This window comes from Micromonospora sp. CNZ309 (assembly GCF_002846525.1).
In genome coordinates this window covers 4,795,951-4,807,492 of the sequence record NZ_PJNG01000001.1, presented here as the reverse complement: position 1 = coordinate 4,807,492, position 11,542 = coordinate 4,795,951, and the positions used below count along the sequence as shown (strand labels likewise).

The 11,542-nt window shown below is 73.4% G+C and carries 12 protein-coding genes and 1 tRNA gene; 6 read left to right on the top strand and 7 right to left on the bottom strand.

Translation table 11 applies throughout. The features are described from left to right. Positions 1 to 95 precede the first annotated feature (95 nt). On the top strand, positions 96 to 1,160 hold the full coding sequence (locus tag CLT72_RS20260) for a DMT family transporter (protein ID WP_101413139.1): 1,065 nt from the start codon (positions 96 to 98) through the stop codon (positions 1,158 to 1,160). Between the two features lie 573 nt (positions 1,161 to 1,733). Here CLT72_RS20260 and CLT72_RS20255 read toward each other — a convergent pair. The 3 genes from CLT72_RS20255 to CLT72_RS20245 all read right to left on the bottom strand — a co-directional run bounded on the left by CLT72_RS20255 (position 1,734) and on the right by CLT72_RS20245 (position 6,731). After that, positions 1,734 to 2,804, bottom strand: a complete 1,071-nt coding sequence (locus tag CLT72_RS20255) for a PHP domain-containing protein (RefSeq protein ID WP_101413138.1) — start codon at positions 2,802 to 2,804, stop codon at positions 1,734 to 1,736. 64 nt (positions 2,805 to 2,868) lie between these two features. After that, complete coding sequence (locus CLT72_RS20250) at positions 2,869 to 5,805, bottom strand: glycosyl hydrolase (RefSeq protein ID WP_101413137.1); 2,937 nt, start codon at positions 5,803 to 5,805, stop codon at positions 2,869 to 2,871. A 170-nt stretch (positions 5,806 to 5,975) separates the two neighbouring features. Then, a complete protein-coding gene (locus CLT72_RS20245; protein ID WP_101413136.1) occupies positions 5,976 to 6,731 on the bottom strand; it encodes a M23 family metallopeptidase in 756 nt (251 codons plus the stop codon). 60 nt (positions 6,732 to 6,791) lie between these two features. On the opposite strand from CLT72_RS20245, the gene CLT72_RS20240 reads away from it, so the two are divergent. The 4 genes from CLT72_RS20240 (at position 6,792) to CLT72_RS20230 (ending at position 8,776) form a co-directional block, all read left to right on the top strand. Next, positions 6,792 to 7,184 carry a hypothetical protein gene (locus CLT72_RS20240; RefSeq protein ID WP_374208892.1) on the top strand — a complete coding sequence of 131 codons (393 nt, stop codon included), beginning with the start codon at positions 6,792 to 6,794 and terminating at the stop codon, positions 7,182 to 7,184. A 141-nt stretch (positions 7,185 to 7,325) separates the two neighbouring features. Continuing rightward, on the top strand, positions 7,326 to 7,493 hold the full coding sequence (locus tag CLT72_RS32350; RefSeq protein WP_172896616.1) for a hypothetical protein: 168 nt from the start codon (positions 7,326 to 7,328) through the stop codon (positions 7,491 to 7,493). Positions 7,494 to 7,614: 121 nt separating this feature from the next. Beyond that, on the top strand, positions 7,615 to 8,142 hold the full coding sequence (locus CLT72_RS20235) for a tRNA adenosine deaminase-associated protein (RefSeq protein WP_101413135.1): 528 nt from the start codon (positions 7,615 to 7,617) through the stop codon (positions 8,140 to 8,142). 184 nt (positions 8,143 to 8,326) lie between these two features. After that, the gene (locus CLT72_RS20230) at positions 8,327 to 8,776 is read left to right on the top strand and encodes a nucleoside deaminase (RefSeq protein WP_199184778.1); all 450 of its coding nucleotides are present in this window, start codon (positions 8,327 to 8,329) and stop codon (positions 8,774 to 8,776) included. Between the two features lie 3 nt (positions 8,777 to 8,779). On the opposite strand, the gene CLT72_RS20225 is transcribed toward CLT72_RS20230, so the two are convergent. The 3 genes from CLT72_RS20225 to deoD form a co-directional block, all read right to left on the bottom strand. After that, a complete protein-coding gene (locus tag CLT72_RS20225) occupies positions 8,780 to 9,247 on the bottom strand; it encodes an acyl-CoA thioesterase (RefSeq protein ID WP_101413133.1) in 468 nt (155 codons plus the stop codon). Next, a complete protein-coding gene (locus CLT72_RS20220; RefSeq protein WP_101413132.1) occupies positions 9,244 to 9,912 on the bottom strand; it encodes a TetR/AcrR family transcriptional regulator in 669 nt (222 codons plus the stop codon). The genes CLT72_RS20225 and CLT72_RS20220 overlap by 4 nt, the downstream gene beginning before the upstream one ends. Positions 9,913 to 10,024: 112 nt before the next feature. Beyond that, on the bottom strand, positions 10,025 to 10,732 hold the full coding sequence (gene deoD / locus CLT72_RS20215; protein ID WP_101413131.1) for a purine-nucleoside phosphorylase: 708 nt from the start codon (positions 10,730 to 10,732) through the stop codon (positions 10,025 to 10,027). A gap of 75 nt (positions 10,733 to 10,807) precedes the next feature. On the opposite strand from deoD, the gene CLT72_RS20210 reads away from it, so the two are divergent. After that, positions 10,808 to 10,894 (top strand) — tRNA-Ser (locus CLT72_RS20210). Positions 10,895 to 10,967: 73 nt separating this feature from the next. On the opposite strand, the gene CLT72_RS20205 is transcribed toward CLT72_RS20210, so the two are convergent. After that, the gene (locus tag CLT72_RS20205) at positions 10,968 to 11,519 is read right to left on the bottom strand and encodes a DUF5872 domain-containing protein (RefSeq protein WP_101413130.1); all 552 of its coding nucleotides are present in this window, start codon (positions 11,517 to 11,519) and stop codon (positions 10,968 to 10,970) included. Positions 11,520 to 11,542 lie beyond the last annotated feature (23 nt).

The following is an 11,542-nucleotide window of genomic DNA, read 5'->3' as shown; positions in this document are numbered from 1 at the left end:
GCCGACCGCCCTGGCGACGGGCGGTTTCTGTGGTGGTCGACACGGCGTCCGAAAGTCGCGGGACTTCGTCGTACGGCTGCGGCAGAGTGTCAGGGGTGACAGTGGATTCCACTCCTGACCGGGCGGCGCTGCGGAGCTGGCTGCCCGGGTTCCTGGCGTTGGCCGCCATCTGGGGCTCCAGCTTCCTGTTCATCAAGATCGGCATCGGCGAGCTGCACCCACTGCACCTCACCCTCTACAGGGTCGCCGCCGGCGCGGTGACCCTGCTGCTGGTGCTCGCCGTGCTCCGCGACCGCCTGCCCGCCGAGCCCCGGGTGTGGGCGCACCTGACCGTGGCCGCCGCGTTCGGCGTCGCCGTGCCGTTCACCCTCTTCGGCTACGGCGAGCAGCGCGTCGAGTCGATGCTCGCGGGCATCTGGAACGCCACCACCCCGCTCATCGTGCTGCCGCTGGCCGTGCTGGTGTTCCGCACCGAGCGGCTCACCACGCGCCGGGCGGTCGGGATGGCGCTGGGCTTCGCCGGGGTGCTGGTGGTGCTCGGGGTATGGCAGGGGGTGGGCGGCGCCCACTTCACGGGGCAGCTCATGTGCCTGGGCGCGGCCGCCTGCTACGGGGTCGCCATCCCGTACCAGAAGAAGTTCGTCGCGGGCAGCGCGCACTCCGGGCTCTCGCTCTCGGCGGCGCAACTCCTGGTCGCGACCGCCCAGCTCGCGGTCGTCGCGCCGCTGGTGGCGGGGGCGCCCCCGGCGCCGACCGGTCTCTCGGCCGAGGTGCTCGCCAGCGTGCTCGCGCTCGGCGCGCTCGGCACCGGCCTCGCCTTCGTCATCAACCTGCGCAACATCCGGCTCGCCGGGGCGAGCACCGCCTCCACCGTGACCTACCTGGTGCCGGTGTTCGCGGTGGTGATCGGCGCCCTGGCCCTCGACGAGCGGCTGACCTGGCACCAGCCGGTGGGCGCGCTCATCGTGCTGTTCGGCGTCGCCGTCTCGCAGGGCCTGATCGGCCTCCGCCGGCCCGCCTCCGCCGGCTTCACCGAGCCGTCCGCGCCCGCCAGCGTGATCGAGTCGACCACGGCCGCTGCCGTCGCGCCGGCCGCTGCCGTCGCGCCGGCCGGCGTCGCCGCGCAGGCCGCGCCGTCCGTGCCGGCTGCCCGCCGCTGAGCGATCCCGCCCGTCACCCGGCCTTCGCCGCCTGCCGCCTGCCGTCCGCCGCCTGCCGTCCGCCGCTCGTTGCGTCGCCTGCCGCCTGCTGTCTCGGCGGACGGGTGGAACACCACGGGTGTCAACGCCCGCCTTTGACAGCCATGGTGTTCCACTCGTGAACGTGGCGGGACATGCCGTGGGCCGGCGACCTTCAGGAGCGGCGCAGTTCGTTGCTGCACGCGCCGCCGCTTCGCACCCGTCCAGACGCGGTCACCGCTCCGCCGCCCGTCAGTCAGTGACGGCCGGGCCGTCTGTGAGGTTGGGCCGTCTGTGAGGTCGGGCCGCCGGGTGTGGGGCCGGGCCGGTGTGAAGCCGGCGCGTGTGATGGCAGGGCCGCTTGTCATGGCAGGGCCGCCGCTTGTCATGGCCGGTCGCTTGTGATGGCCGCGCCCGGCGGCCACCGGCGTGTGATGCGGTCTCATGGACGGGGCAGCTCGACAGCGTCCGTGGTGTCATCCCCCTGGTCGCAGGCGTGTTGCCGGCGAGGGCCCGGTCAGCCAGGTGGAGCAGCCAGGTCGAGCAGCCAGGACCTCAGCGGGCGGAGCGGGCCCAGTCGACCAGCCGGTCGGCGTCCCAGGTGTTGACCACCCGGTCGGCGGGCACCCCGCACAGGGCGGCGCGCTCGCAGCCGAACCGCTGCCAGTCGAGCTGCCCGGGGGCGTGCGCATCGGTGTCGATGGCGAAGTCGCAGCCCGCCTCCAGCGCCCGGCGGATCAGCCGCTTCGGCGGGTCCTGCCGCTCCGGCCGAGAGTTGATCTCGACGGCCACGCCGTGCTCGGCGCAGGCGGCGAAGACGGCGTCGGCGTCGAAGTCGCTCTCCGCCCGGGTACGCGGCCGGTGCGCCCGGTCGCCCGGCCCCTTCACCCCGGCGGGCCGGGACGCCACCATCCGCCCGGTGCAGTGGCCGAGGATGTCCAGGTGCGGGTTGGCGATGGCGGTCAGCATCCGCCGCGTCATCTTCGCCCGCTCGTCGTTCAGGCCGCTGTGCACCGAGCCGACCACCACGTCGAGGCGGGCCAGCAGCTCCTCGTCCTGGTCGAGCGACCCGTCCGCGAGGATGTCCACCTCGATGCCGGTCAGGATGCGGAAGCCCTCCGGCAGCGCCTCGTTGACCTTCGCCACGTGGTCGAGCTGCCGGCGCAGCCGGTCGGCGGTCAGGCCCCGGGCCACCTTCAGCCGGGGGGAGTGGTCGGTCAGCACCACGTACTCGTGGCCGAGTTCGACCGCCGCGAGCGCCATCTCCTCGATGGGTGAGCCGCCGTCGGACCAGTCCGAGTGGGTGTGGCAGTCGCCGCGCAGCGCGGTGCGCAGCGCGGTGGCCGCCGCGTCCAGGTCGGTGCCCTCCGTGGCGAGCAGCCGGCGCAGGTAGACCGGCTCCTCACCGGCGAGCGACTCGGCCACGCAGCGGGCGGTGACGTCGCCGACGCCCGACAGCTCCGTGAGCTTGCCGGTGCGGGCCCGCTCGGCCACCTCGCTGCCCGGCAGCGCGGCGAGGGCCGTGGCCGCCGACCGGAATGCCCGGACCCGGTAGGTCGCCTCGTTGGCGCGTTCGAGGAGGAAGGCGATGCGGCGCAGGTCGGCGATGGGGTCCCGGGCGCTCATGCATGGAAAATACGCCTCCGCGCCGCCGGTCGTCGGACGACCGGCGGCGCGGAGGGTCTCGGGATCAGGAGTGCGGGAGCTTCACCAGCGACCTGTCGCCGATGCCGACGGTGGTCGGGTTGTTGCCGATCGCCGACCAGACCTCCACCCGTACGGTGCCGTTCGACAGGTTGCCGAGGGTGCCGGTGGCGGAGTGCAGGCCGCTCTGCTGGGTGTAGCGCTCGTAGCCGGGTACCGGGTCGGTGGCGAAGTACCGGGAGGTCTCCACCCGCTCCCAGCTGCCGTTGCCGGTCAGGTCGTAGGAGACGCGTACCTGCACCCCGTTGCCGACCGCGTTGCCGGCGTCGAGGAACAGGTCGAACGTGGTCTGTCCGCCGGCGTACGCCAGGTCCAGGCCCGTCGCGGTGAACACCTGCGGGTTGCTCGGCGTTCCGTCGTGGTTCGCGCCGCCCGCGCCGGCCACCGTGGCGGTCGCCGGGCCGCCGGCCGCGGCCAGTCCGCCGTTCGGCAGCAGGTACCGGGTGGGGAAGTCCGCCGGCGGCGGGGTGGTGGGCGGCGGGGTCGTCGGCGGAGCCGTGGTGGGCGGGGCCGTCGTCGGCGGGGCCGTGGTGGGCGGGGTGGTCGTGGGCGGCGTGGTGCCGCTGACCCCGCCGGTCGCGGTGCCACCGCTCCAGGTGTACGCCCCGCTGGTCGCCGTCTTTCCGGCGGGCACGTCGAGCCGGGTGCCGTCGGAGAACGTGACCGTCAGCGGTGCGGCGGTGATGTTGCTCGCCACGTAGGTGCGCGCGCCGTTGCGCTGGAACACCGCCGCCAGCGGGTGGTTGGCCGTGACCGGGGTGTGCACCGTCCCGAGGGCGGCGAGGTTGCGGATCCAGTGGAAGGTGTGCGCCCGGCTCTCGCCCTCCTCCGGCGTGTACCCGGGGTTCGCGCGGAGCTTCGCCAGCGCGGCGTCCGGGTCGCCGAGGGCCAGGAACTGCCAGAGGATGTCCTGCCACACCGTCGGTTCGCCGCCGTTGTTGCGCACCAGCTCCTGGTAGTTCGTCCGGTTGGACGCCGGGTACTGGCCGAGGTAGAGGTGCCCGCCGGTGACCGGGAGCATGTTGATGCCCTGGATCATCTCCGGGTCGGCGCTGAACCAGGTGGCGTACGCGCCGCCGTCACCCCAGACCATGCCGACCGTGGAGTGCCCGAACGCCGCCGGGTAGTTCTCGTTCGTCACGTCGAACCAGTACTCGTGGATCGCCGCGGCCTGCGTGGTGTGGATGAAGATGCCGGCGTCGCGTACGGCGGTGTTGCCGGTCGCCTGCCCCCACTGGATGAGGGCGTTGGCGAAGTTCATCCCCTCAGACGAGGACTCCTGGTTGTTGCCGGCGTGGAACGAGCCGTGCCCGGCGGCCCAGTCGTGCCCCGCGTAGATGTCGAAGTCACGCAGGTACGGGAAGCGGTTGTCGGTGCGGTCGTAGTTGTTCGCGTCCCGGATCAGCAGGTCGATCATGCCGCCGTACTGGTCCTGCCGGGCCCAGGCCGGGTCGAACTTGGCCAGCGTGGCGGCGGCGGCGATGTAGTAGCCGTAGTGGAAGTGGTGGTCGTTGAGCTCCTGGTCGGAGCCGTACGACGCCGGGTAGCCGATCAGCGTGCCCCAGTTGCGGTCGTAGTAGAAGACCTTCGAGGCCTCCCCGGGCGAGGCGGTGAGCCAGTCGGTGAGCGTGCTCCGGATGGCGTTCAGGGCGGCGGTACGCGTCTCGGCGTCGCCGACCTGGTCGGCGATCTCGGCGATCCGGGCGGCCCGGCCCAGCCCCTTGCCCGTCCAGTAGGTGTCGCCGCCGCGCTGGTCCATCGGGTTGCCCCGGACCGCCGCCAGGTGGCTGCGCAGCGTGCTCAGGTCCGCGCCGTTGCCGGTCGCGACGGCCGGCACCTCCGGCAGCACCCCGTTGAACTTCATCGAGGTGCGGAACGCGTCGACGCCGGTGAGCACCTTCATCCGGCCGCGCGCCGACGGATAGGTGAGCGCCAGCGGGGTGGCGCCGGTCAGCGACCGCCACTGGTGCGGGTAGAGGCTGACGACCGTCCGGTTCGCCGTGCCCTCCCGGGCGGTCGTGGTGAACGCGTACGTGGTGTTGACGGTGCTGGTCGCCTGGTCGTACGCGTACGAGACGCGGGTGCCGGTGACGTGGGCGTGGGCGTACCGGCCGTAGGTGGTGGCCAGTTCGGCGCGGGACGCGGCGTCGGTGCTCGGCGTGGTGGGCAGCAGGGCGATCGAGAAGTAGCCCTTACCGGCCAGGTTGGAGGTGATCCGGCCGCCGTTGACGGACCAGGTGGCGCCGGTGGGCGCGTACGCGACGTAGTCGTGCCCCCGGACGGTGAAGCCGATGGTGGCGCCGCTGTTCGACCAGACCGTGGCACCGCCACCGGTGGCGTTGATCAACGCGTCGCCGCCGCTGGCGCGGAAGTACGAGATCGGCAGGCCGTGGCCGATGGTGGCGCGCATGGTCCGGGCACCGTCGTTCCAGTACGGGGTGACCGTCCAGTCGGTCCAGCCGTCGACCTTGACGACGGGGGCGCCGAGCGCGGCGAGGCCGACGCGGATGTCCTCGGAGTACGTGTACTTGAACTCGCCGACCCCGGTGGCGGTGCCGGTGATCGTGGGGGTGGAGGTGGCCGAGAGGCCGAGGCCGTCGCCGAAGGCCTGGTAGGAGACGGGGTGCGCGTGCAGCGGCTCGCTGTAGGAGCAGTTGGTCCGCTTCCACAGCAGCGACGACCACCAGTCGTTGGTGGGGATCGGCCCGGGCGGCGCGTCGGCGGTGGCGAACTGCCGGGGGTTGGTGGTCATGTCTCCGCAACCGCTGGGCAGGGGGCCCACGCGGTCGGTGGTGTAGCTGCCGGCGCCGACGGTGGCGGCCTGGGCGGGGGTGGTGGTCACGACGGCGAGGCCGCCGAGGACGAGGGCGAGGGCGGAGGTGGCCGCCACGGCCCAGGTGCGGCGTGTCGCAGGAGGTGTCACTGTGCCTCCGGTCGGGTGGCGCCGGTCGGGGACGGGCGCGTTCTCGGGCGAATTGTGCGGAAAGCTACTTGAGAGAGCGCTCTCTTGAAGCGGGACGCTAGCCCAGCGCCGAGACTCCCGTCAATGTTTCCGCCCGATGAAGCGCTGATGACGACAAACGGAGTGCTCCGTCAGCCGGCGGGCGGCGCCTTCGGGCAGCCGTTGCGGCGGTGCCAGGCGGCCACCTCGGCGGCCGGTTCCTTGTTGCCCTTGCGCCGCCACGAGTTCAGGTAGGGCGCCGGCCAGACCACGCCCCGGCGGATCCACCACCCGTCCCGCCCCGTGCACGGCGGGGAGATGCCGAAGTGCAGGTGGCAGACGTTGTTCGCGTTCCCGGTGCGCCCCACCTCGCCGAGCCGCTGCCCGGCGCGTACCCGCACCCCGGCATCGATCCCGTCGGCGATGCGGCGCAGGTGCGAGCCGTAGTAGCGCACCCCGTCGTCGCCGAGCAGCGACACCGACAGCCCGCCGTTGTGCGGCCCCCGAGGCCCGCGCCTGTCGAACCGGTCGACCCGGCTGACCTCCAGCAGCACGCCGTCGGTCACCGCCACGACCGGCTCGCCGCAGTCGGCGAAGATGTCCGTCCCCGGGTAGGCCGAGTGGGTCGGGTGGTAGGCGACGTTCGCCGCGCGTACCGGAAAGACGTGCGGCAGCCCGGCGCGGGTCGGCGCGGCCGACGGGCCGCTCGGGGCGGCGGCCGTCGGGGTGCCGGCCGGAGCCGGGGTCGCGGCCGTCGGCTGCCCGGCCGTCGCCGGCAGGCTCGGGCGCGGGGCGCCGGGCGTCGTCCCGGGCCGGGTCGTCGCGCAGCCGGCGGCCAGGACCGGCACGAGCACCAGCAGGACCGGGTACGCCGGGCGCGCGCGGCGTCCGATCGTCGGCGAGGGCATCCGGTCATCCTGGCAGAGTCGGTACGGTGGGACGAGGTCCACGGCAGAGGGGAGAGGTCGGTGACGACCGGAGGGTACGCCTTCCCGCCCGAGCCGGGCGCCGGGTTCCGGCCGGCGCCACGGGTGCCCTCGGGGCTCTTCCCGTCCGGGCCGCCGACGCAGCCCACCTACCGCGAACCGCACCCGGTCACCGGCGCGGGCGTCGCGTCCGGCGCCGCCGTGACGACCGTGTGGCTGCTCCTGTTCGGCCTGCTCGGTCGCGGCGTCTCCGGCTACGCCTGGTGGACGCTGCTGGCCGGCGGGCTGGCCTGGCTCGTCGCGCTGCTGCTGGTCCGCGCGGGTGACCGTGGGGTGGCCACCGGGGTCGCGATCGTCACCGCCGGCGGGTGGAGCATCGCCGCCGCCATCGTGGTGGCGCGGTGGGCGTCGAGCGGGGACTGGCCGCTCTGGTGAGCCGGGGCCGGCCCGTCCGCGACCGGCTCCCGCCCCTCCCCGGGCCTGCTCCGGCAGGCCCGCGGCTGCGCTGCGTCGCGGGGCGGCTGCGCAGCGAATCCCGTCTTGACGTGGCCGCCGGAACTCGGCACCCTCGGCGGTATGGCCTGGACCACTCCGCGGCTCGATCCCGAGCGCAGCCGCCGTCGCCAGCAGCTCCTCGCCGAGTTGGCGGGCGCCCGGGCGGTACGCCAGCGCGTACGGCCGCAACGGGTGCGCACCGATCGGCTGCGGGAGCTGATCGCCACCCGACGCCGGGTCGCCGGCTGACGACCGGCAGACTTTCCCCAGGATCGACCGGCCCTTCGGGGCGTTGACCGGTCGCCTGCCGACCCGACCGGCTAACGTGCACGCGTAACGGGTCGGCCTGTCGAGGCTTTTTGGGGGAACCGTGTCGTACTTCGCTGCGGCCGTCGTGCGTGACGACAGCGGTTGGACGGCCGCCGAGGTGAACCTGCGGGGCGCCACCGACATCGAGGACGTCGCCGACCGGCTGCGCGACGTCGACCAGGACGCCGACCTGTCGCTGCTCTTCGTCGAGGCCGACGACGCGTACCTGGTGATCATGCGCCTGGACGAGGGCGAGGACCTGCGGGTCTTCGGCTCCGACTCGGCGTACGCGGAGGAGTCCCGGCTGGGCGCCCTGCTGGTCGGGGACCTGAAGACCTCGGTGACCGGGCTCGACGACACCGAGGAGCCGCGCCCGTCCGGCGGCGGCGACGAGGACACCGAGCAGCCCGCCGTCGACCCCGAGGCCGACCCGGTCGGCGAGGCCGATCTCCTGGCCGACCTGGGCGTCTCCGCGCAGAAGCTGCTCAACCTCTGCGCGCAGGAGGGCACCATGCCCGCCGACGTCACCGCCGAGGTGTGCCAGGTGCTCGGCTGCGCCGACGAGGTCGAGGAACTGCGTGAGGTCTGAGCCGGCCGGTCCGGGCCGGGCCGGGGCGGGCGGCGCCGAGCCGGCCGACGCCACCGACCCGGCGCTGGGCACCGTACGCCCCGGGCAGCCCACCCCGGGCGCGGCGGGACGGGTCGGGCCCGGCGCCCACGAGGGGCTGGCCGATCCGGACGGCGCCGGCCGCCGGCAGCGGCACGAGCTGTGGATGCGCCGCGCCCTGGAAGTGGCGGTGACCGGCCCGGACGGCTCCGCCGGCCCGGACGGCGACGCCGTGGACGACATCCCGGTCGGTGCCGTGCTCTACGGGCCGGACGGCACCGAGCTGGCGATCGGACGCAACGAGCGGGAACTGACCGGCGACCCGACCGCACACGCCGAGGTGCTGGCGTTGCGCCGGGCCGCCGGGCGGCTGGGCCGCTGGCGGCTCGACGGCTGCACCCTGGTCGTCACCCTGGAGCCCTGCACGATGTGCGCGGGCGCGCTGGTGCTGGCCCGGGTGTCCACGGTGGTCTTCGGCGCCTGGGAGCCGAAGACCGGGGCGGCCGGATCGCTGTGGGACGTGCTGCGCGACCGCCGGCTCAACCACCGGCCGGAGGTGTACGGCGGCGTCCTGGAGGCGGAGAGCGCCGCCGTCCTGCGCGCCTTCTTCCGCTGACCTTCAGGCGTTGGTGGAGGCGGGGCGGAGCAGGGTCGCGGCCACCGCGCGGGCGGTGTCGGTCCACGGGGTGGGGCGCAGGGTCGCCGGGTCGAGCCGGACGATCGCCCGGGCGCCCTCCGCGTGCACCGTGCCGCCGTCCAGCGCCTGGAACCGGTAGGCGTACCGGGCGCTGCTGGTGCCGAAGTGGTCGAGCCAGAAGTGCACCGCCACGGGGCCGGTCCCGGTGACCGGCGTCCGGTAGCTGATGGTGAACTCGCGTACGGCGTGGAACACGTCCGGCGCGCTGTGCCGCCCGCCCTGGAACGAGACGCCGTGCTCCGCCCAGTAGCCGGTCAGGGCCCGTTCGAGCAGCACCGCGTACCGGGCGTTGTGCAGCAGGCCGAACGCGTCGAGGTCGTCGAAGTGCACCGCGACGTGCGCGACGTGACCGAATTCGACGGCGGGCTGGTCGACGATGGCGTGGCTCATGAGATGCCTTCCGGTAGCAGGGTCGGGTCGGGGCACAGCGCCCGTAGTCGGTTCAGCAGGCCCTGGCGGGCGTGCCGGTAGGCGGTGTCGGGGTCCAGCAGGCGGGAGCGCATCGCGGCGGTGATCCCGAGCGCGTCGATCTCGTACGCCAGCTGCGCGACGTCCACGTCGGCGCCAAGCTCGCCGGCGGCGACCGCCTCCCGGACGAGCTGTTCGAGGAACGCGGTCCAGCGGCCGAAGGCCTCGGCGAGCCGGTCCCGGACGGGCCCGGGACGCGCGTTGTACTCGAAGTCGGCGCTGGCGAAGAAGCAGCCGCCGGGGAGCACCCGGGCGGCGAAGAAGTCGATCCGGGCCTGGTGCAGCGCCCAGAGCCGCCGTACGCCCCGGGGCGCGCGCAGGGCCGGCTCGATGACCCGTTCCCGCTGCTGCTCGACGGCCCGGTCGATCGTGGCGAGCTGGAGCGCCTCCTTGGAGCCCCAGTGCGCGAAGAGGCCGGACTTGCTGACGCCGAGCGCGTCGGCGAGCTGGGCGAGGGAGAGCCCGTGCAGGCCGACCTCGGTGGCGAGGACCACGGCGGCGTCCAGCGCGGCGGTGCGGGTCCGGTCGCCCCGCGCGACGCGTCCGTCGGGTGCGGGCGTCGGTCGGCCTGGCCGGTGAGCTGTCATGGGCAGAGGCTAGTGAATAAGCACGACCGTTCGTATAGTTTTCCGGCGTGACCGTGGTCACGAAACCGCCCCGCCGTCCGGGCGGACGACGGGGCGGTCACCGAACGGGGAATCAGGCGACGATCGTGTCCAACGCGATCTCGACCATCTGGCTGAAGGTCTGCTCACGCTCCTCGGAGGTGGTCTTCTCGCCGGTCTTGATGTGGTCGCTGACCGTCAGCAGGGTCAGCGCGCGGGCCTTGAACCGGGCGGCGATCGTGTAGAGCGCCGCCGACTCCATCTCCACCGCCAGCACGCCGTAGTCGGCGAGGCTGTCGTAGAGGTCCGGGCGGTCGGTGTAGAAGGCGTCCGCCGCCAGGATCGGCCCGACCCGCATCGCGATGCCGCGCCGCTCGGCCACCTCCACCGACGTACGCAGCAGCCCGAAGTCGGCCACCGGGGCGTAGTCGATCAGCCCGTCGAAGCGCATCCGGTTCATGTTCGAGTCGGTGGACGAGCCGATGGCGGCGATCACGTCGCGCAGCCGCAGGTCCTCGGTCAGGGCCCCGCAGGAGCCGACCCGGATCAGGCTCTTCACGCCGTACTCGTTGACCAGCTCGTGGGCGTAGATCGAGGCGGAGGGCATGCCCATGCCGGAGCCCTGGACGGAGACCTCGACGCCGTTGTGGCGGCCGGTGAAGCCCAGCATGCCCCGGACCGTCGAGTAGCACTGCGCGCCCTCGAGGTAGGTCTCCGCGATCCACTTGGCCCGCAGCGGGTCGCCCGGCATCAGGACCCGCTCGGCGATCTCTCCCGGCTTCGCGCCGATGTGCGTACTCATGGCAAGGATCCTGCCAGGCCGCCCCGCGGCATACCGGTTCGGCGTCCGAACCCGGGGTCATGTACCCTTCTCGGCGGTGGCGTGTCCGAGTGGCCTAAGGAGCACGCCTCGAAAGCGTGTGAGGGTTTACGCCCTCCGCGGGTTCAAATCCCGCCGCCACCGCTCGTGACAAGCGAGAACGCCCGGTCGATCCGCGAGGATCGCGCCGGGCGTTCTCGCGTACGGCCCCGGGTTGTCAGCGGCGGGTCAGTTCCTTTTCCAGGCGGGTGATGAGGGTCTTGCGGGACTTGCCGTCGCGCTCGCGGCGCAGGGCCGACTTCAGTTGGCCCTTGTCGAGGTCGCGGACGAGCTTGGCCGCCTCGGCGACCGGCAGCTCCGACAACTGCCCGGCAGACGTGGCGTTGCGGCGCGCGCGTTTGGCCGGTCCGGTGTTCGCGACGTACTGCCTGCCGGACTTCGACTCCTTCCGCTTCTTGGCGTCGGTCGCCCGCCTCTCCTTCCCGGACAGCTCCTTCCATGCCTGTTCGGGCAGGTAGCGGCTGGTCTCGTCGCCGTGCCGCGCCCGGGTGTCGCCCTCCCTGGTCTGCCAGTGCTCGCCGCCCCAGCGCTGTAGGGACTTCTGCCGCTCGTCCTTCGGGCCGACGAAGCCTCCGCCGCGCCTCTTGTACTCCTGGGTGACCAGCTGCGACTTGCGTGCCGACCACTGTCCCGGCCGGCCGCCCTTGTCGGAGGCCTTGACCTCTTCCTTGATCTGCTCCCGGAGTTCGGGCTTCGTGTACCGCGCCATGCCGGCGGTTACCCCACCTCACG